Below are 19,772 nucleotides of genomic sequence, written 5' to 3'. Positions count from 1 at the left end.
TGGTAAACGAAGGCTTTCCAGCCGGGAGCCAGGTCTTGCAGGGCCGCACGCGTGGCACGGCAAAGCCTCTCCTCCCCGCCGGCAAGGCTATCAGATATGGACCGCGCGGCCGGGTTTTCCCTTCTCCCCAGCAGGGAGAAGGAGGAGCAAGCCGCTCCTGCCGTATACGACAATGCTGCCCCGCCGGAAAGAAGAGAACGCAAAAACAGCATGTTACGCCCTAGGACCGACCGACATTCGGTCCTAGCGGCAGGGGCCGTTGCCGACCACACGAAACCCGTCCGCATCCGCCATGCAGCTGTTGGGGAAGGTCTGCACCCGGTTGCCGCGGCGGCCGCAGACCGGAGCGTATTCCCGCGTGCAGATGGCCGGAGTGCTACCACCGGGGCCGGGCCGGTCGTCGCTACGGCATTCACCGCGGCCGATCACCCGGAAACCACCGGCCTCCGCCATGCAGGCATTCGAGAAGGTGCGGGTGCGGTTACCGCTGCGGCCGCAGACCGGATTGTAGTCCATGGTGCAGGCCTGCGGGCGATCGACCGGCCGTTCCGGCCGGCTCGGACGGCATTCGCCGCGGCCGATGACGTCGAAACCGTTGGCCCGCGCCGTGCAGGCATTAGGGAAGGTCTCCTGCCGGCGGCCGCGGATGCCGCACACCGGCATATATTCCATGGTGCAAGCCTGCGGCGGCCGGGGCAGCGGCTGAGGCCGTGGTCCCGGCGCCGGGCCGGTATCGACCGTGCAGCCCGCGAGCGCTGCAAAAGCCAGCACGGCGACGATTTTGACACGGCGCAGCGCCACCTCGAAAAGACCCATGGGATATTCCTCCGTTGGGGGCACGTTTTTGGCACACCCTAAAACATTGATTGACAGTCATTTTCCCCGCAAACAACGTCCGGTCAACCCATAAATTCCAGTGTTTCCACCAAAGGTCGAAATGCGGAAAGCCCGCGCCCGTCGGCGTGGGCCTTTCATCATTTCCGTGTCTCCGGCCTCAGGCTGGCCGATCTCGGCGCGGCTGTCGGTTTCCGGTACATCCTGCTCGACCTTCTCGTCGGCGATATCGCGCATCGCACTGAATTCCTCGGAGCAGCCCGGTTCCATTTAACAGGGAAGCGCTCTAGGCTACCGTAAAATAACGAGAATGGAGTCTTTCATGACGAAGCCCAAGGGCGAACTGACGCTCCGGACCCTGGCCATGCCGGGCGATGCGAACGCGGCCGGCGATATCTTCGGCGGCTGGGTCATGGCGCAGATGGACCTTTCCTGCGGCATCCGCGCCGCCGAGCGCGCCCGTGGCCGCGTCGTCACCGCCGCCGTGCAGGAGATGGCCTTCGCACTGCCGGTCAAGATCGGCGATACGCTCTGCATCTACACCGATATCGTCAAAGTCGGCCGCACCTCCATCACCCTTAATGTCGAGGCCTGGGCCCAACGCTATCTGTCGGACCGCATGGAGCGTGTCACCGACGCCCGCTTCGTCATGGTCGCGCTCGACGCGGACGGCAAGCCGACCCCGGTGCCGCCGGAGCGGTAACGCCACCTCAGCCTTTGAACACGAAGGCCGCGCCGCCAGCGATCAGGCAGAAGCCGATCGCATGGTTCCAGGTCAGGGATTCTTTCAGCCAGAACACCGAGAAGCCCGCAAAGACGAGCAGCGTGATCACCTCCTGCATCGTCTTGAGCTGCGCTGCCGAGTAGACGGTATGGCCGATGCGGTTGGCCGGCACCGCCAGGCAATATTCGAAGAAGGCGATCCCCCAGCTGCCTAGGATGGCGATGTAGAGCGGCGACGACGTATATTTCAAGTGGCCGTACCAGGCGAAGGTCATGAACACGTTGGACAGCAGCAGCAGGACGATCGGCCAGACGGCGGCGGGGTTGACGGTGAAGGGCACGGGTGCGAATCCTTTGGGAAAGATTGTTTCCCCGCCGGGTTAAATCCATGGTGAGAGAAGTCAAGCCGTGGGAACCGCTGGCGGCTCGCCAACCGGCTGCGGCACATTGATCCGGCAGACGAGTTGCGCCACCGCCAGCAGGGTCACGAGATCGCGGATCATCGGCCGCACATGCCGCTCCCAGTCGATATCCTCGTAGAGGCCCGGCAGCTCGAAAAAGTTCTTCTTCGTCGGCACCAGAAGGAAGGCATCGCCGCCCGCCAGCGCCAGCCGCACGGTGTCATCCGGCCACGCCTCCGCCAGATAGTTCAAGGCCGAGGCCACCGGCCCGACCACCAGCGGCGTCGCCTTTTCCGGCTGGTCGGTGCGGAAGTCATAGGTCGCGTCCAGTTCGCCGAAGCCGCTGCGGATATTCTCCAGACTGCGATCGCCGAAGAGATCGTCGACGAAGCCCTTGAATCCATAAAGCCGCTTGGCCGCAAAAAGCCGGCCGTCGAACGGATGCGGCGGGTTGAAATAGACGATGACGCCCTTGAACACGTCCTGCTCGTTCTTGCCGCCGGTGGTCAGCCGGATTTCGCCGAGCGTGAAATCCATGCCATGATAAATGCCGGAAACGAGATCGTCATAATGGGCGGTGTCGTAGCGGATCAGCCCCGGCTTCGGCAGCGTCTTCATGAAGGCCGGCGCAATGCCGTTGGCATATCTGATCCGGTCGACAAAACCGAAGATCACCGGCAGCATGCGGTCGCGAAGCGACTGGCGAAACCTCTCCATCGGCAGGTTCGCCTGACGCCAGAGAAAATAGCCGATGAACCCCATCACCACGGCGGCATAGCCAAGAATTTTCCGCCATCCCATCGTCATCAGGATGCCGACGAGGACCATGACGCAGAGCGCCCCATAGGGCACGAGCATCATCATCCGCCGCCCTTTCATATCCTTGACGGCAGCGGGTCGTTTTTCGTTGTATTCGTCGATAACAGCGCGGATTTGCTCCATGGCCGCCGCGTCCGGCATGATGCTCGCCTCGTCGAATACCTTCGCCATAGGCCCCTCCATCGACGGATATTATCACGACAGCGCGGCACGGCGAAGTAGCCGCTAAAACGTTTCCTTTTTGTACTCATTGCCCCTTTTCTTCCGCCCGGACTCTCTCCATATTCCCCAGCATGTCCAAAGCGCCGAAAAAACCCGCCCCGCCCGCCACCGGTTTCGAGGAAGCCCCGCAGGCTTCGCTCTCCGGCACGCCGCTCTCCTCCAACGTCGCCGACTGGGCGGAGGAATTGCAGCGCATGGCCGAGGCCGAGAGCATCGAGACCCGCCACGACGTCGCCTCCCGAGCCGGCAAGCACCGCAAGAAGGTAGAGAACGAGGCGCGCAAGCACGCCGAGAAAACCTCCACCCAGAAAACCTCCCGCGGGGTCTCCATCGGTGCCTCCTCCGATCCCAAGACCCGCGCCGCCGCCGGCCTCAACCCGGTCGCCGGCCTCGATGTCTCGCTGGAAGACGCCGACAAGCTGACCTCCGGCAACGGCGTCACCGCCACGGTCGAAGCGCTGGCCGCGTTGATCGAAAGCGGCAATCCGCTGTTCAAGGACGGCCAGCTCTGGACGCCGCACCGTCCCGCGCGCCCGGACAAGTCCGAGGGCGGCGTGCCGATCGTCATGAAATCCGACTATGAGCCCGCCGGGGACCAGCCGACCGCGATCAAGGACCTCGTCGAGGGACTGGAAAACGGGGAGCGTTCGCAGGTGCTGCTGGGCGTCACCGGTTCCGGCAAGACCTTTACGATGGCCAAGGTGATCGAGGCCACCCAGCGCCCCGCCGTCATCCTCGCGCCGAACAAGACGCTGGCCGCCCAGCTCTATTCCGAGTTCAAGAACTTCTTCCCTGACAACGCCGTCGAATATTTCGTCTCCTACTACGATTATTACCAGCCGGAAGCCTACGTGCCGCGCTCGGATACCTTCATCGAGAAGGAATCCTCGATCAACGAACAGATCGACCGCATGCGCCACTCCGCCACCCGCTCGCTGCTGGAGCGCGACGACGTCATCATCGTGGCCTCGGTCTCCTGCATCTACGGTATCGGCTCGGTCGAAACCTACACGGCCATGACCTTCCAGATGGAGGTCGGCGACCGGCTAGACCAGCGCCAGCTGCTCGCCGATCTGGTGGCCCAGCAATACAAGCGCCGCGACATGGATTTTCAACGCGGCTCGTTCCGGGTTCGTGGTGACACGATCGAAATCTTCCCCGCCCACCTTGAGGATGCCGCCTGGCGCATCTCCATGTTCGGCGACGAAATCGACAGTATCACCGAGTTTGACCCGCTGACCGGCCAGAAGACCGGCGACCTGAAATCGGTCAAGATCTACGCCAACTCCCACTACGTCACCCCGCGCCCGACCTTGAACGGCGCGATCAAATCGATCAAGGAAGAGCTGAAGCAACGTCTCGCCGAACTCGAAAAGGGCGGCCGTCTGCTCGAAGCGCAGCGGCTGGAGCAGCGCACCCGTTACGATATCGAGATGCTGGAAGCCACCGGCTCCTGCGCCGGCATCGAGAACTATTCGCGCTATCTCACGGGACGCAAGCCCGGCGAACCGCCGCCGACCTTGTTCGAATACATCCCCGACAACGCCCTGCTGTTCATCGACGAAAGCCACGTTTCCGTCAGCCAGATCGGCGGCATGTATCGCGGCGACTTCCGCCGCAAGGCGACGCTGGCCGAATACGGTTTTCGCCTGCCCTCCTGCATGGACAACCGGCCGCTGCGCTTCGAGGAATGGGACGCCATGCGGCCCGATACCATCGCCGTCTCGGCGACCCCGGCCGCCTGGGAAATGGAACAGGCCGGCGGTGTCTTCGCCGAACAGGTCATCCGCCCGACGGGCCTCATCGATCCGCCGGTGGAGGTCCGCTCTGCCAAGACCCAGGTCGACGACGTGCTCGGCGAAATCCGCGAGACCTCGGCCGCCGGCTACCGCACCCTCGTCACCGTGCTCACCAAGCGCATGGCCGAGGACCTGACGGAATACCTGCACGAACAGGGCATCCGCGTCCGCTACATGCACTCCGACATCGACACGCTGGAGCGCATCGAGATCATCCGCGACCTGCGCTTGGGCGCTTTCGACGTGCTCGTCGGCATCAACCTGCTGCGCGAAGGTCTCGACATCCCCGAATGCGGCTTCGTCGCCATCCTCGATGCCGACAAGGAAGGCTTCTTGCGCTCGGAAACGTCCCTCGTCCAGACCATCGGCCGCGCCGCGCGTAACGTCGATGGCAAGGTCATCCTCTATGCCGACCAGATCACCGGCTCGATGCAGCGCGCCATGGACGAGACCGCCCGCCGCCGCGACAAGCAGATGGCCTACAACGAGGCCAACGGCATCACCCCGGAATCGGTGAAGGCCAAGATTTCCGACATCCTGGATTCGGTCTACGAGAAGGACCACGTCCGCGCCGATATCGGCATCAAGGGCGTCAAGGGCGGCGTCAACGAACTGGTCGGCAACAACATGGCCGCCCATCTCGAAGCCCTGGAAAAGCAGATGCGCAACGCCGCCGCCGACCTCGACTTCGAAACCGCCGCCCGCATCCGCGACGAGATCAAGCGCCTCAAAGCCGCCGAACTCGCCATCATGGACGACCCGATGGCCCGCGAAGAAGCCAAGGCCATGGAAGGCAAGAAGAAAAAGGAAGCCGCCACCCCCTCCTACTTCGCCAAGCCCTCGCTCGACGACATGGGTCCGGGCACCGACACCGCCCGCCCGCTGTTCCGCAAGCCGGACCTCGACGAAATGGGCCGCGACGTCGCCGAACCTGCGAAAAAGAGCCTGTTCCGCAAGAACGACCTTGATGAAATGACCGTCGGCCGCACCGAAAAGCCGGTCACCGGCACGCTGCCGGAAAAGCCGGATACCTCAAACGACGCCCGCCCGCTCGTCCGCGGCAAGGTCGGCGCCGGCAGCTACGAGGACGAAGGCGAGCAGAAGCGCAAGGGGCGGACCAAGGGTAAGACCGGGCGGCCGGGGCAGTGAGCGCGCTATCTCATCGGGCGGCAGCATAGCCACCACAGCAAGATGCGCGCTCTCGCTTTCAATCCCCCAACCCGAACAGAACCGAGGGATCGGGGGTTACCGGCGGCACATAGAAGGTGAGGCGCACGGCCTCCATGATCAGTTGCGGCGGAGCCATTTCCGATGCCAGTTCCGTGATCCGGCCCTGGAGTTCACGAACATTGTCAGGATGCTGCTCTGCAAGGTTCTTGGTTTCCGACGGATCATTGGCAAGATTGAACAGTTCCAGCTTCTGGGGCAGCGATGCTTTCCACACGAGCTTCCAATCCCCTCGCCTGATCGCACCCGCCAAGGGATCGACGTTGTAAATCACCTCCTCGCGCCCGGATGCCTTGCCCTCGCTTATTGCAGGCCAGACATCCACGCCATCGAGAGCTTTGGCCTTGGCAGTCGAAGCCCCGGCCAGCGCCGCAAGAGTCGGCAACATATCGACCACGTGGATCAGCGCATCGACGGTGCCCGGCCTGATCTTGCCGGGCCAGTTCGCGATTGCTCCGACACGCGTTCCGCCTTCGTAGAGCGTTCCCTTGCCGTCACGGTACACACCATTATTGGCCGGCAGCGAGCCACCAACCTTTGAATCCCCGGCAAAGAGCGAGCTGCGCACGCCACCATTATCGCTGTGGAAGACGATGATCGTGTTCTCGCGCATGCCGTTTTCGTCCAGAGCGGCGACCACTCTGCCAATACCGTCATCCATGACCGAAATCATGGCGGCATAGGTGCGCCGATTTTCATCCTCGATATGTTTAAACCGGTCGAGATAGTCCTGCGGTGCCTGGAATGGCGTATGAGGCGCAGTAAATGCCAGATACATGAACAGGGGTTTGCCCTTGTCACGTCGTTCGATCGTCCGCACGGCCTCGTCGCCAAACAGGCTGTTGTCGAAACCATCCTCTTCCAGCGGCTTGTTGTTACGATACCAATCCTTTACGCCGTGGGAGGAGTGCTTGAAGTGGTCGATCTCGCCCACCAGCGCACCATAGAAATGATCGAAACCACGTTGGCGCGGCCAGTATTCCGGCTTGGCATGGCCGAGATGCCATTTCCCGACGAGGGCCGTTTCATACCCCGCATCCTTCAGGACCTGCGGCAGCAGATATTCGTCAAGCGGAATTCCATACGTTCCTGCCGCCGGAATAACGCCCGTCTGCAATCCGTAGCGAAGCGGATATCGCCCGGTCACGAAAGCAGCGCGTGTCGGCGTGCACATCGGCAGGGCGTAGAACTGGTCGAGACGAGCCCCGCCTTCCGCCAGCTTGTCCAGATGAGGTGTTTTGATGTCCGAACCGCGATAGCCGGTATCGCTCCACCCGAGATCATCGGCGACAATGTAGATAATGTTGGGCTGGGCCGGCTGCGCACTTACAACCGTCGATCCCATAATGCCCCCGAGCGCTGCAATCGGCGGCGTCAACCGGGAAGCTAACACAGCGGCCCCGCTGAGAAGGGCATCACGCCGCGTCATCCCGTCCCCGCCAGGCCGCCCCGGCACCCGTCCTTCTTTTGTCATAGCACCCCCCCTGTTCAGATAGCCGATAATGCACGGCCAAAACATTAGAACAAGCTGAACGTCGGCGAATTGTAGCGTCCAGGAACACCACGAATTACGCCTTGGCATTGCCTCACCGACACTTGCCCCAATTATCCTCCTCGATAAACGGTCCCGCGTTGCAAATCCCGCGGCTCTCCAGAATATCCTGATAGATATCCCGCGCCGCGCAGCCGGCGAACATACGGGCATCGGTGGGGTAATAGCCGCGGCAATCGCCCTCCGCCTCCATCGCCAGCACCTTCAATTCCTCCGTCGGGGTGGTGACGTCGGCCATGTCGTCGGCGGAAAGGGTGGCGGCGAGGATGAGGAGAGCGGTGAGCACGGAAATTCCTTTTGCGGCAAAGGCATGGCGCATGGCCAGGCACGGTCAAGACTGGCGCATCGGCCCGATCACGGCAAGCGCGGTCCGAGCGATAGGCCCTAAAATGAACGCTCCGCGCACCGCCGCACGCATGGTCATCACCGCCCTTCTCGGCTAGCGTCTCGCAAACATGAACCCGTCGAGACCAGCCATGCGCCTTGCCCTCCTCACCCTTGCCGCCGCCCTGATCGCCACCCCAAGCCTCGCCGCCGGCCCCTACAAAACGCCGCAAGCCCTGCTGCAGGCGCTTTACAGCGGCAACGACCTCGATGACGACCCGAACGCCGCCACCGCCTACACCGCTTATTTCTCCGATGCGCTCAACCAGCTCTTCACCGACGAGTGGAACAACCGCCCGGAAGGCGAGATCGGCATCCCCGATTTCGATCCGGTCATCGACGGTCAGGACGGCGAGGCTGATAATGTCGAGATCGGCCAGCCCGTCGTCATCGACAAGACCGCCGAAGTCGAAGTGTCCTTCGACAATGGCGGCCGCCACACGCTGTTTTACACGCTGGCTTACGAGCATGGCGGCTGGAAAGTGGACGACATCGCCAACCAGCAGGGCGAATATCCCTGGAGCCTCGTCGATCTGTTCACATCGCAGGAGTGAGATCGCGCGTCCTCGTCTCCCCAAAGCATGTCTCGCTAAAGCGTGCAGCGGTTTTGCGAAAAGACATGCGTAAAAACAAGGAGCGAGAGCGTACGGAGCGAATCTGGAAGATCGCGATACGCTTTAGCGGAAAGAGCCGGCACCTTCCGCACCCGATCAAAAATGTTATCCCCGCCAATTCCCGCCTGAAAACCCCGCGCCATACTGATCTCGTCCCGTCGCAAGGATAGGCCATCAGGCGTGATGGCGAGGCGGGACCGGCGCCGGGCGGATGGGGCAGACGCATACCCGTCCCTCCGGGGTTCGCAGAAACTGTTCCCCTTCCGGAGACGGCGGGGCCGGCGCAAGCCGGTTCCGGTTCTCGCTCCGGGCGTGCCTGTGCGGCACACAACGCCCTTCTTCAGGGAAGGGAAGCAGAGGGAACGAAGTTGCGGGCAAAAACCGCCGAACGGGGCGCTGGCGAGAGCCACACCATTACCACCATAGAGGCTCTTTCCAGTGCCCCGTCCAAATGCCAGCCAAGCCCGCACCCGGCGGGCGGAAGACTCATGCCCTCGAACAGGAACACCGCCATGGTCGATTTCAGCCGCATCCCGCAACAGCTCGACAGCGCCATCCAGGCGCGCACGGCCGAGATGCTGGCCCTGCCCGGTCTCGTCTGCACCCGCAAATGCCGGCAGCGGCGCAGGTGCCTCTACATCTCCCGCGAAACGAAAGCGCCGTGGTGCCTCGGCCTGCTCACCGGCAACCAGCAGGCGCTTTACGAGAGCCTGCGCGATCTGGCGCGGCAGTGGGCTGTGTGGCTGGTGCCGGGCGCATTTGTCCGACACGGCACGGATGCGGCGACCTTGAGTCCGCTGGCCAAGGCCGCGGTCGAAATCATCGCCGCCAGTTTGCCGCGCAGCGACAGGCTGCACCCCGAAGCCCGGCTCTGGCGGCGGGCTCTGTATCGTTGCAAGACGCCCAAAATTGGGGCGAGATCGGCTGCGGTAGAGCAAACCACTGAAATCTAATAGGTTCTCGTTTTTCGGATTGGTGTTTTTTTGGCCTGTATCGCTTGCCTTTTTCCGCGAAAACTGCCACCTATTTGCCCGTTCGGGTTTTCCCGGAGACTGGACTGGCTGTATGGTCCCGGCTTTTTGAAGCCGGGCGCATTGCCGAAAGGCGCTGCTGTAGACGTTCTTTCCCCGTTCTCGTGACTTCTCGACTGTCTTTTCGTCGGTTCTCGCAAGAGAAAAGGCGAAAGGAAAAAAGCCTCCTTATCCCCGCCGGGGGGTTCGGATACTACATCAAAGGGAAAAAGGACTTCTCCCATGGCCACCAAAGGCACCGTAAAATTCTTCAACCAGGAAAAGGGCTTCGGCTTCATCACCCCGGAAGGCGGCGCGAAGGACGTTTTCGTCCACATCTCCGCAGTCCAGGCCGCCGGCCTCCAGACACTGAAGGACGGCCAGCAGGTCACCTTCGACACCGAGCCGGATCGCATGGGCAAAGGCCCGAAGGCCGTCAACCTGCAGGCCTAAGCCTCGGTTGGATACCACATACGAAAACGGCGCCCTCGGGCGCCGTTTTTGTTTTCATGACTTCTGAAAAAATTCATTCCGCCGCCTGCGCCCCAGCCGCAGCCGTCAGTACCGTATCGAAGGCGGCCGCGATGATCTCCGGTCCCGCCCCTGCCCGAGTCGCATCGGCCGACAGGATTTGCCGGTAGCGCCGCGCACCCGGCCAGCCCTGGAAGAGGCCGACCATGTGCCGCGTCACGTGGTTCAATCGCCCGCCGCGCGCGATATGCTCGCCGGCATGGGCCATCATCGCGTCGCGCACGCCGAGCCAGAAATCCGGCGACGTCCGGTGCCCCTGCGCATTGAAATCCTCGGAAACGCGGTACACCGGCACATCCCCCGTCAGCGGATGCGGAAAATAATCGTCCACGCCCGTCAGCATCGCGCTATCATGATAGGCGGCACGGCCGAGCATGACGCCATCGAGAGGAGTATCCTGATTCAAGACCTCAAGGGCCTGACTCAAACTCTGAAGCCCGCCATTGATACCGATGAAAAGGCTGGGATTTTCCGCCTTCAGCCGGTGGACGATACCGTAGTCGAGCGGCGGGATATCGCGGTTTTCCTTCGGCGAAAGCCCCTGCAGCCAGGCCTTCCGCGCATGCACCCACACAGCATCGGTGCCCGCATCCGCAACGCGGGCGACGAGGTCGCGCAGCGCAATCTCCGGGTCCTGGTCGTCGACACCGATGCGGCACTTGACGGTCACGGGGATCGATACCGCCGCCTTCATTGCCGCCACGCATTCCGCAACCAGCGCCGGCTCGCGCATCAGGCAGGCGCCGAAGGTGCCGGATTGCACCCGGTCGGAAGGACAGCCGACGTTCATGTTGATCTCGGCATAGCCGAAGGCTTCGCCGGCCTGAGCCGCTTCCGCCATCTTCGCGGGATCGTTGCCACCCAGTTGCAGGGCCACCGGCTGTTCGGCGGCATCATGACCGAGCAGTCGCTGCCGGTCGCCGCGCAGGATCGCATCGGCCACGATCATCTCGGTGTAGAGCAAGGCATGCCCCGACAGCAGCCGCGCCAGCCGCCGATAATGGGTATCGGTCCAGTCGATCATGGGGGCCACGGCAAAGATGGGCCGCGCAAATGCACGGGCCTTTTGCGGCTGGTCGGCAGTGATGGATGACATCAATACGGATCTTCGTTTTCAGGAAACAGGTTTCGAACCCGCCTATACAGCCGGACGGGCGAAAAAGCGAGATCGCGCATCAAAAACGAGCCTTGCGGCGACAGCATAGCGCCCGCCGCAGCCCATTCGATCGCGCTGCGATCCGCTGCGGCGGCGGTCACGCTTTAGACAGCGTCCGTGCACACCGCAGTTGATGGATCGTCAATTGGCGGCCAGATTTGCTTCTCTGGCGGCCGAGACAAAAACCTCGCGCGCCTCTTCCGGCGAGCGGCGTCCGTCGAGCGCCGCCCGGCACAGGCTACGCGCCGCGACATAACGCGGCCCCCTGAGATCGGGCCAGGTATCCATCAGGCATATAAGGGCATCGAAAGGCCCCTGGACAAGCTGCATTCCGCTGTTGTTGGAGCCAAGCTCGACCGGGTTTTCCCATTTTGCATGTGGCATCAATACCTCCTCCGCATAGTCAGCCAACACGTCAATTCAGGATAGCTGATTTGGTTCCCTGTGAAAGCCCTAAAATGCAGAAAGCCTGCCGCGGGAGGAGGAGGCGGCAGGCTTTCGATTTTATCGACAACCGGGAGGAGGATGGTCATCGATCCCGTCGCAGCATTCCGGGAGGAGGAGTGAATCGCCGCGACAGGAAGAAGTATAATATTGCGATGCAGCAATAACAAGAGGTTTTGGATGCATCGCAACAAAATTCGAATTTGCGTTACCAGAAACGGCTTCGCGGCGGAGGCGCGGCAGAGGAACCGATGAGATAGCCCGCCAAAAACGCCATTGCGCCGATCGTCAGAACCAATGCGCCGGTGCTGGAGGGATGGTCCTGGGCATGGCGGGTAACGGCGCCGGCCTCGTCCCGAATATAGCCGGCTGCTTCCTTGGCTTTCTCGGCGACAGTGCTCTTGTCCGGCAATTCGCCAGTAAAGCCGCTTCTCAGGTTTTTCACATTTGCCATGATGGCCTCCTTCTGTTTGCAAAGAAACAACTGAATCCGCCAATGGTTCCAAGCCGCGCAAAAGGTTGCATTGCAGCATATTCGAAGAAAATGCTGCGATTGCGATGATCCTGCAGCCGTTTCGAGGAAATTTTGCAGTCGAATCGGCTGCCTTGATCACGTTTCTGTCGCACAAACCTGATATTTGTTACCTCTGGTGCGAAAAACGACTGTTTTCATCGGTTTGCCTATGGCATCTTCGTTTAGCAAACGCCTCATAAAAACCAATTTCGGAGTAGCAACTGCGAAATACAAAAAACATACAGGGAGAGAACAATGCACACGGAACAACTCAACCGCATCGTCGAGGTCAGTTTCCGGGATAGCTCGGGCCGCCGTGATGTCGGCATCATGAATGTTCGGCAGGCGCTGGAGTTGCCGGATGTGCCAAGCCTCGAATATACCCATCCCGAGCAGAATACCCGCACTGGCAGCCGGTTGCTGACACGCGACCAGTTGCAGGCCTATATCTGCAGCTGAAGTTTCTCTTCCCACCCGGCAAAGCGGTGCTATCCTCATGCGTCGCCCATGCCAGCCGGGATTCGCATGTCTACAGTTTTCTCCACTCCCCAGCCTGTTCTGTTGCCTGTCGCCGGTCTTGAAGACCGTTTCCCGGTGCGGCGCGTCTACTGCGTAGGGCGCAACTACGCCGCCCATGCGATCGAAATGGGCCATGATCCCAATCGTGAAGCGCCTTTCTTCTTTCAGAAGAACCCGGACAACCTGCTGTTCGAGAACGAGAACTTCCCCTACCCTCCGCTGTCGCAGGATGTGCATCACGAAATCGAACTGGCGGTCGCGCTGAAATCAGGCGGTGCCGATATCGACGCCGCCGTCGCGCTGGATTGCGTCTATGGCTACGGCGTCGCCATCGATTTCACGCGCCGCGACCTGCAGGCGGAAGCGAAGGCGGCGGGCCGTCCCTGGGAGGTGGCCAAGGCCTTCGAACATTCCGCGCCGATCTCGGCCATCCAGCCCACCGACCGCATAGGCCATCCGTCGCACGGCCGAATCTGGCTCAACGTCAACGGTGTGATCAAGCAGGACGGCAATCTCGACCAGATGATCTGGAAGGTTCCTGAAATCATCGCTGAACTCTCCCGTCTCTTCGTGCTCGCCGCTGGCGATGTCATCCTGACGGGCACGCCCGCCGGCGTCGGCGCCGTGCATCGCGGCGATCGGATCAATTGCGGCGTCGATGGCGTCGACACACTTTCCCTGACGGTCGTCTGAAAGGAGCGAAACCTTGCCACTCTACGCCCTTGGCCCCCAGCGGCCGACCACACCGCCGAACGGAAGCTACTGGATCGCGCCGGACGCGCACGTGATCGGCAATGTCATCCTCGGCGAGGATGTCGGCATCTGGTTCGGGGCGGTGCTTCGGGGCGATAACGAGCCGATCGTCGTCGGCGCCCGCAGCAATATCCAGGAAGGCGCGGTGGTGCATGTCGATCCGGGCTTCCCGACGACCATCGGCGAAGGCTGCACTATCGGCCACCGGGCCATCGTGCATGGCTGCACCGTCGGCCACAACAGCCTGATCGGCATGGGCGCCACGGTGCTGAACGGCGCCATCATCGGCAACAATTGCCTTGTCGGCGCAAATGCGCTGGTGACCGAAGGCAAGGCCTTCCCCGACAATTCCCTGATTGTCGGTGCCCCCGCCAAGGCCATTCGCCTGCTGGACGACGCTGCCGTCGCCGGCCTGAAAAAATCAGCCGACAGCTACGTCCGCAACTGGCAGCGCTTTTCCGTAAGCCTGGACATTATAGGCTGACACGTCTTTCATCAGAGACGCAGCGTCTTCAGCCGCAAGGCATTCGAGATCACCGAGACCGATGACAGACTCATGGCCGCCGCCGCCAGCATCGGAGACAGCAGCGAGCCGGTAATCGGATACAGCACGCCCGCCGCCACCGGCACGCCGACGACATTGTAGGCAAAGGCGAAAAACAGGTTCTGCCGGATATTCGACAGCGTCGCCTCGGCCAGTCTTCGCGCCCGGACGATGCCGGTCAGGTCACCCTTGAGAAGGGTGATGCCGGCGCTTTCCAGCGCAACATCGGCGCCGGTGCCCATGGCAATGCCGACATCGGCCGTAGCGAGCGCCGGCGCATCGTTGATACCGTCACCGGCCATGGCGACGACGCGGCCTTCGGCTTTCAGCTTTTCGACGAGTTGGCGCTTGCTTTCGGGCATCTGGTCGGCAGCCACCTCGTCGATGCCGAGTTCGCGTGCAACGGCGCCGGCGGTGATGGCATTATCGCCGGTGGCCATGATGATGCGGATGTTTTGGGCGTGAAGGGCACGGATCGCATCGGCGGCGTTCGGCTTGATGCGATCCGCGAGCGCAACGATGCCGGCCAGGCGACCATCGATGGCAATATAGAGCGCGGTGCGGCCGTTGCTACGCAACCGCTGCATATCGCCTTCCACGGCTGCGATATCGATGCCGTTATGCGCCATCATGGCGGCATTGCCGACAACCGCGACTTCATCCCCGACGATGCCGGAAACACCCCGCCCGTTCACCGCCTCGAACCGTTCCGGCGCAAGCGTGGCCACACCGCGATCCGTAGCACCCGCGACGATGGCATCGGCCAGCGGATGTTCGGATGCCTTTTCGAGGGACGCCGCGAGTTTCAGGACATGCGCTTCGGTAAAATCGCCGACAGTCAGGATATCCGTGAGTTCGGGCTTGCCCTCCGTGAGCGTACCGGTCTTATCGACAATAAGTGTATCAACGCCCGCAAGACGCTCCAGAGCGGCTGCTTCGCGCACGAGCACGCCGGATTGCGCACCCCTGCCCGTCGCTGTCATGATCGAGATCGGTGTCGCAAGACCCAGCGCACAGGGGCAGGCAATGATCAGCACGGACACGGCGGCAACCAACCCGTAGACGAAGGATGGTGACGGGCCGAGAATCAACCATGCAAAGAAGGCGATAACGGCAACCAGAACCACTGCCGGCACGAACCAGCCGGCCACGCGGTCGGCGAGCTTCTGGATCGGTGGCCGCGACCGCTGGGCGGAGGCAACCATATCGACGATGCGCGCCAGCACCGTATCGCTGCCGACCTTCTCTGCCTTGACGATCAGGCTGCCGTTGCGGTTAATCGTGCCGCCGGTCACGGTCGTTCCCGGTGTTTTCTCCACCGGCACCGGCTCGCCAGTGATCATGCTTTCATCGATGCTGGAACTGCCCTCGACAACAATTCCGTCGACCGGCACGCTTTCGCCCGGCCGCACGCGCACACGGTCGCCGGCAAGGATGTTTTCGAGCGGCGCGTCCTGCTCGCTGCCGTCAGGCTGGATGCGCCGGGCGATACGTGGAGCAAGGTTCATCAGCGCGCGGATGGCATCGCCGGTGCGCTCGCGAGCCCTGAGTTCGAGGATCTGGCCGACGAAAACCAACGCGACGATGACCGTCGCGGCTTCGAAATAGACGGCGACCTCGCCGTGATGGCCGCCGAACTCCATGGGAAACACCCCCGGCGCCAATGTGGCCACAACACTATAGAGATAGGCCGCGCCGACCCCGAGCGCGATCAGCGTCCACATATTGTAGTGACCGGTACGGATCGACACCCATCCACGCTCGAAGAACGGCTTTGCCGCCCAGAGTACGACGGGCGTGGCGAGAAGAAGCTCAAGGATGGTGGCAAGCCGTCCGCCGATCCAGTCGCGCACCGGCAGGCCGACCATTGGCCCCATCGAGAGGACGACCAGCGGAGCGGCACAGACGAGGCTCACCCAAAAGCGGCGGGTAAAATCGACAAGCTCATGGTTCGGCCCCTCGACTGGTGCGCCCATGGGTTCCAGCGCCATGCCGCAGATCGGGCAGGTTCCCGGCGCATCCCTGATAATCTCGGGGTCCATCGGGCAGGTGTAGAGCGCGGCCTTTTTGGCGACCTTGGGCTTGTTTTTCGAATGGCCGGAAAGGAAGAACCAGGGATCGGCGCCAAAACGGTCGTGGCAGCGTTGGCTGCAGAAGTGATAGGTCATGCCCTGATAGGAGAGGTTCGGCTTGCCGATGCCGAGCTTGACCGTCATGCCGCAGACGGGATCGATCACCGTCTCGGCGGCAGGCTCCGCCTCGGCCGTTCCATGGGCATGGGCGGAAAGAACGGGCGAAAACAGGTGATCTATAGGGTTCAAGGCAAGCCTCGTCAGGAACGGATCATAGGCGAAGAAAGCTAAAGCATTTCCGTCGCTTCGCCGAGGGGCCAATCTGCTCTATCTTGTCGCAGCCGGCGCTCAGGCCGCGCAGCTCTGGCAATGGCCACGGATTTCGATCGTGGTCTTTTCCGTCTTGAACTGCTGCTGCGTGGCAAGGAAGGACAACCGCTCCTCGATGACCGGATCGCAAAGCTCGGCAACGTTGCCGCAATCCTCGCAGATGGTGAAGGCGGTCACGCCGTGTTCATGGGCATGATCGTGCTGATGAGCGCAGGCGACGAAGGCGTTGATGCTTTCCAGCCGGTGGACGAGGCCGAATTCAAGCAGCTTTTCCAGCGCGCGATAAACCTGCAGCGGCGCACGAAAACCGTGGTCGCGCAGCTTGTCGAGAATCGTATAGGCGCTGAGCGGCGCTTCCGCATGGGTGAGCGTATCGAGGACGAGCGACTGGTTGCGGGTCAGTTGATGTTCGGCCATCAGTGGTGTCCTCCATGGGTGGAATGAATAGCCGTTTCAGCCGAACGCCCCGGCCAAAGCGGCAGCAGGCTGACGACGAACAGGCCAAGTGCGGCAACGACGATGGACGGGCCTGAGGGTGTATCGAAATGCAGCGACCCGAACAGGCCGCCGGTGACCGCAAGCACGCCGATGACGGAGGCAAGCACCGCCATGATTTCCGGCGAAGAGGCAAAGCGGCGGGCTGTCGCAGCGGGAATGATCAGCAGCGCCGTAATCAAGAGGATGCCGACGATCTTCATGGCAATGGCGATGACCAGCGCCATCAGCAGCATGAAATAAAGCCGCGCCCGCTCCGGTCGCATTCCCTCGGCTTCCGCCAACTCCGCATTGACGGTCGAGGCGAGAAGCGGCCGCCAGAGATAGACCATGGCAAACAGCACCAGGATGCCGCCGCCCCAGACGAGATCGATATCGGCCTCCGATACTGCGAGGATATCGCCGAACAGGAAGCCGACGAGATCGATGCGCACCCAGGTCATGAAAGCGACCATGACGAGGCCGATCGACAGCGCCGAATGGGAAAGGATGCCAAGTAGCGCATCCGTAGACAGCGCTCCGCGTCGCTGCAACAGGAGAAGCAGCAGCGAAACGGCAGCCGCAACGATGAAGACGGATAGCATCAGGTTGAGATCGAAGAGTAGCGACAGCGCGACGCCAAGCAGCGCCGAATGGGCCATGGTATCGCCGAAATAGGCCATGCGCCGCCAGATGACGAAGCAGCCGAGCGGGCCGACAGTGATGGCAAGGCCGATGCCGGCGACAAGCGCGCGCGTGAAGAAATCGTCAAACACGGGGGTCTTCCTTCGTCTCGAAACCCTGCAGGCGGGCATGGTGACCGCAGCCACAATCTGGCCCGTGGGCGTGATCGTGTGCCTCATGATCATGTTGATCATGATGATGACCATCGCCATGATGGTGGCCATCTTCGGGGTGGCAATGGTCGGTGACGCTGCCATCGGCATGCTGCACGCGACCATCCGGCAGATGGGTATGATCGTGATCGTGGCTGTAGACGGCGAGCGTTTCGGCCGCACGGGCTCCGAAAAGCTTTCGGTATTCGGGGCTTCGGCTGACATCCTGCGGCGTGCCGCGGCAGCAGACATGGCCGTTCAAGCAGACGACCGTATCGGTCTCGGCCATGACCACGTGCAGGTCGTGGGAAATAAGCAGGATACCGCAGCCGCTGCGGTTGCGGATCTGGCGGATGAGATCGTAGAGCGCGATCTCGCCGGAGAAATCGACGCCCTGTACCGGTTCGTCGAGCACGAGCAGATCGGGCTTGCGGGCAATGGCGCGGGCGAGCAGCGCCCGCTGGAATTCGCCGCCGGACAGATGCTGCACCTCGGCGCGGGCGAGATGAGCAACGCCGGTGGAATGCAGCGCCGTGTCGATGTCCGTGCGCGAAAGCGGGCCGGTCAGCGTCATCAGCCGTTCGACGGTGAGCGGCAGCGTCCAGTCGATCGACAATTTCTGCGGCACATAGCCGACACGCAGGCCGGCAAGGCGCGAAACCGCACCTTCATCCGGCTTCAGCACGCCGATGGCGGTTTTCGCCGTCGTGGATTTTCCCGAGCCGTTCGGCCCGATCAGCGTGACGATCTCGCCGCGTCGAATAGAAAAATCGACGCCGCGCACCAGCCAGCGGCCGTTTCGGCGCACGCCCGCATTGGCCAGCGTCACAAGGGGAGCCGAGGCTTCGGAGGGACGGATATTCATCGTTGAAAAATTCCGATGTTGGTGTTGCCAGCCGTCATGCCACACGTTATAGCATAACGCAATTGATGTAATAACATTACGTCAAGATGCAAGACAGGAGTCCTGAATGTTTGCAAAAGCCTCCCTCCCCCTTTCTGTCCGTCCCATTTCCCGCAAAATGATAGCGGCTGGCCTGCTCGGCACGGCCGCCCTGTTTCAAACCGGCATCGCCCATGCCGAGGCGCCCAAGGTGGTCGTGTCCATCAAGCCGATCCATTCGCTGGTCGCATCGATCATGCAGGGCGTCGGTGAACCGTCGCTAATCGTCGAGGGCGCGGCCTCGCCGCACACCTACAGCATGAAACCCTCCAATGCCGCAGCTCTTCAGGATGCGGATATCGTCTTCTGGATCGGCCACGGGCTGGAAGCCTTTCTCGAAAAACCGCTGGAATCGCTCGGCGGCGATGCCAAGGTGGTGGAACTCGACGATGCGCCGGGTTTGACGAAACTGAAGTTCCGCGAAGGCGGCGCTTTCGAGCCCCATGACGACGGCGATGAAGCCAGCGAGCAACATGCCGATCATCACGACGAGGGTGAATTCGACATGCACCTGTGGCTCGATCCGATGATCGCCAAGGCAATGGCCGCGGAGATCGAAGCCACGCTCGAAAAGGCTGATCCCGGCAATGTCGCTCGCTATCGCAGCAATCTGGAGTCATTGAAGGCGCGCCTCGATACGCTCGACACCAGCCTTGCCGCCAAGATCGCCCCCATCAAAGATAAGCCCTTCATCGTCTTCCATGATGCCTATCAGTATTTCGAGCATCGTTACGGCGTAAAGGTCGCGGGCTCGATCACCGTCAGCCCGGAAACGCTGCCTGGCGCCGAACGGCTTTCGCAAATCCACGAAAAGATCAAGACGCTCGGTGCCACCTGCGTCTTCAGCGAGCCGCAGTTCGAGCCGAAGCTGGTCAATGTCGTGCTGGAGGGAACAACGGCGAAATCCGGCACGCTCGACCCCGAAGCGGCAACGCTCGAAGCGGGACCCGACCTCTACTTCAAACTCATGGACGGTATCGGCGCGTCGCTCACCGATTGCCTCGGCGCAGCCGGCTAAAATGTGGTGCCCTGCCTCGCACAAGCAAGGCAGGGCAGATTGCCCCTGAACGA

Annotated in this window: 23 protein-coding genes; 9 read left to right on the top strand and 14 right to left on the bottom strand. The window is 62.0% G+C overall.

Going from position 1 to position 19,772, the window contains the following annotated elements; translation table 11 throughout:
• Positions 1-243: 243 nt before the first annotated feature.
• Both ASC86_RS20685 and ASC86_RS20680 read right to left on the bottom strand, forming a co-directional pair.
• Complete coding sequence (locus ASC86_RS20685; RefSeq protein WP_056325650.1) at positions 244-816, bottom strand: Kazal-type serine protease inhibitor domain-containing protein; 573 nt, start codon at positions 814-816, stop codon at positions 244-246.
• Positions 817-873: 57 nt separating this feature from the next.
• Positions 874-1,071 (bottom strand): hypothetical protein, encoded by a 198-nt coding sequence (locus ASC86_RS20680; RefSeq protein ID WP_056325647.1) that lies wholly within the window; start codon positions 1,069-1,071, stop codon positions 874-876.
• An 85-nt stretch (positions 1,072-1,156) separates the two neighbouring features.
• Here ASC86_RS20680 and ASC86_RS20675 point away from each other — a divergent pair, with 85 nt between their 5' ends.
• Entirely contained in the window at positions 1,157-1,537 is a 381-nt protein-coding gene (locus ASC86_RS20675) for an acyl-CoA thioesterase (RefSeq protein ID WP_056325962.1), read from the top strand.
• 7 nt (positions 1,538-1,544) lie between these two features.
• Here the strand turns inward: ASC86_RS20675 and ASC86_RS20670 are convergent, their stop codons facing one another.
• A complete protein-coding gene (locus ASC86_RS20670; RefSeq protein ID WP_056325644.1) occupies positions 1,545-1,898 on the bottom strand; it encodes a DMT family protein in 354 nt (117 codons plus the stop codon).
• A gap of 60 nt (positions 1,899-1,958) precedes the next feature.
• Complete coding sequence (locus ASC86_RS20665; RefSeq protein ID WP_056325642.1) at positions 1,959-2,948, bottom strand: hypothetical protein; 990 nt, start codon at positions 2,946-2,948, stop codon at positions 1,959-1,961.
• Positions 2,949-3,070: 122 nt separating this feature from the next.
• Between ASC86_RS20665 and uvrB the strand changes: the two genes are divergently transcribed.
• Positions 3,071-5,947 carry an excinuclease ABC subunit UvrB gene (uvrB, locus tag ASC86_RS20660; protein WP_056325640.1) on the top strand — a complete coding sequence of 959 codons (2,877 nt, stop codon included), beginning with the start codon at positions 3,071-3,073 and terminating at the stop codon, positions 5,945-5,947.
• Positions 5,948-6,005: 58 nt separating this feature from the next.
• Here the strand turns inward: uvrB and ASC86_RS20655 are convergent, their stop codons facing one another.
• Together ASC86_RS20655 and ASC86_RS20650 are read right to left on the bottom strand one after the other, a co-directional pair.
• Entirely contained in the window at positions 6,006-7,454 is a 1,449-nt protein-coding gene (locus tag ASC86_RS20655; protein WP_244477660.1) for an arylsulfatase, read from the bottom strand.
• Between the two features lie 157 nt (positions 7,455-7,611).
• Entirely contained in the window at positions 7,612-7,863 is a 252-nt protein-coding gene (locus ASC86_RS20650) for a hypothetical protein (RefSeq protein WP_156387141.1), read from the bottom strand.
• A gap of 190 nt (positions 7,864-8,053) precedes the next feature.
• Between ASC86_RS20650 and ASC86_RS20645 the strand changes: the two genes are divergently transcribed.
• The 3 genes from ASC86_RS20645 (at position 8,054) to ASC86_RS20635 (ending at position 10,038) form a co-directional block, all read left to right on the top strand.
• On the top strand, positions 8,054-8,515 hold the full coding sequence (locus ASC86_RS20645; RefSeq protein WP_056325633.1) for a DUF3828 domain-containing protein: 462 nt from the start codon (positions 8,054-8,056) through the stop codon (positions 8,513-8,515).
• 572 nt (positions 8,516-9,087) lie between these two features.
• Positions 9,088-9,528 (top strand): hypothetical protein, encoded by a 441-nt coding sequence (locus tag ASC86_RS20640; RefSeq protein ID WP_056325630.1) that lies wholly within the window; start codon positions 9,088-9,090, stop codon positions 9,526-9,528.
• 300 nt (positions 9,529-9,828) lie between these two features.
• Positions 9,829-10,038, top strand: a complete 210-nt coding sequence (locus tag ASC86_RS20635) for a cold-shock protein (protein ID WP_056325627.1) — start codon at positions 9,829-9,831, stop codon at positions 10,036-10,038.
• 73 nt (positions 10,039-10,111) lie between these two features.
• On the opposite strand, the gene dusA is transcribed toward ASC86_RS20635, so the two are convergent.
• The 4 genes from dusA to ASC86_RS20620 form a co-directional block, all read right to left on the bottom strand.
• Entirely contained in the window at positions 10,112-11,212 is a 1,101-nt protein-coding gene (gene dusA / locus ASC86_RS20630; protein ID WP_156387140.1) for a tRNA dihydrouridine(20/20a) synthase DusA, read from the bottom strand.
• A complete protein-coding gene (locus tag ASC86_RS25965) occupies positions 11,212-11,373 on the bottom strand; it encodes a hypothetical protein (RefSeq protein WP_156387139.1) in 162 nt (53 codons plus the stop codon). The genes dusA and ASC86_RS25965 overlap by 1 nt, the downstream gene beginning before the upstream one ends.
• 40 nt (positions 11,374-11,413) lie before the next feature.
• Positions 11,414-11,656 (bottom strand): DUF982 domain-containing protein, encoded by a 243-nt coding sequence (locus ASC86_RS20625; RefSeq protein WP_056325623.1) that lies wholly within the window; start codon positions 11,654-11,656, stop codon positions 11,414-11,416.
• Positions 11,657-11,924: 268 nt separating this feature from the next.
• Entirely contained in the window at positions 11,925-12,170 is a 246-nt protein-coding gene (locus ASC86_RS20620; RefSeq protein ID WP_156387138.1) for a hypothetical protein, read from the bottom strand.
• Between the two features lie 315 nt (positions 12,171-12,485).
• On the opposite strand from ASC86_RS20620, the gene ASC86_RS20615 reads away from it, so the two are divergent.
• The 3 genes from ASC86_RS20615 (at position 12,486) to ASC86_RS20605 (ending at position 13,986) form a co-directional block, all read left to right on the top strand.
• A complete protein-coding gene (locus ASC86_RS20615; protein WP_056325617.1) occupies positions 12,486-12,689 on the top strand; it encodes a hypothetical protein in 204 nt (67 codons plus the stop codon).
• A gap of 66 nt (positions 12,690-12,755) precedes the next feature.
• Positions 12,756-13,442: a fumarylacetoacetate hydrolase family protein gene (locus ASC86_RS20610; RefSeq protein WP_056325615.1), complete on the top strand. Its 687-nt coding sequence runs from the start codon at positions 12,756-12,758 to the stop codon at positions 13,440-13,442.
• Positions 13,443-13,455: 13 nt separating this feature from the next.
• Positions 13,456-13,986 (top strand): gamma carbonic anhydrase family protein, encoded by a 531-nt coding sequence (locus tag ASC86_RS20605; protein WP_056325612.1) that lies wholly within the window; start codon positions 13,456-13,458, stop codon positions 13,984-13,986.
• Positions 13,987-13,997: 11 nt separating this feature from the next.
• Here ASC86_RS20605 and ASC86_RS20600 read toward each other — a convergent pair whose 3' ends face one another.
• From ASC86_RS20600 to znuC, 4 genes are all read right to left on the bottom strand, one after another.
• Entirely contained in the window at positions 13,998-16,283 is a 2,286-nt protein-coding gene (locus ASC86_RS20600) for a heavy metal translocating P-type ATPase (protein WP_244477669.1), read from the bottom strand.
• Positions 16,284-16,466: 183 nt separating this feature from the next.
• Positions 16,467-16,865 carry a Fur family transcriptional regulator gene (locus tag ASC86_RS20595; protein ID WP_056325610.1) on the bottom strand — a complete coding sequence of 133 codons (399 nt, stop codon included), beginning with the start codon at positions 16,863-16,865 and terminating at the stop codon, positions 16,467-16,469.
• Positions 16,865-17,698 carry a metal ABC transporter permease gene (locus ASC86_RS20590; protein ID WP_056325607.1) on the bottom strand — a complete coding sequence of 278 codons (834 nt, stop codon included), beginning with the start codon at positions 17,696-17,698 and terminating at the stop codon, positions 16,865-16,867. The genes ASC86_RS20595 and ASC86_RS20590 overlap by 1 nt, the downstream gene beginning before the upstream one ends.
• Positions 17,691-18,623 carry a zinc ABC transporter ATP-binding protein ZnuC gene (gene znuC / locus ASC86_RS20585; protein WP_056325604.1) on the bottom strand — a complete coding sequence of 311 codons (933 nt, stop codon included), beginning with the start codon at positions 18,621-18,623 and terminating at the stop codon, positions 17,691-17,693. The genes ASC86_RS20590 and znuC overlap by 8 nt, the downstream gene beginning before the upstream one ends.
• A 157-nt stretch (positions 18,624-18,780) precedes the next feature.
• Between znuC and ASC86_RS20580 the strand changes: the two genes are divergently transcribed.
• The gene (locus ASC86_RS20580) at positions 18,781-19,719 is read left to right on the top strand and encodes a zinc ABC transporter substrate-binding protein (protein ID WP_056325956.1); all 939 of its coding nucleotides are present in this window, start codon (positions 18,781-18,783) and stop codon (positions 19,717-19,719) included.
• Positions 19,720-19,772 lie beyond the last annotated feature (53 nt).

It is taken from the genome of Rhizobium sp. Root1212 (assembly GCF_001424985.1).
Taxonomy (GTDB): Bacteria; Pseudomonadota; Alphaproteobacteria; order Rhizobiales; family Rhizobiaceae; genus Pararhizobium.
This window is presented reverse-complemented; position numbering and strand designations above follow the sequence as displayed.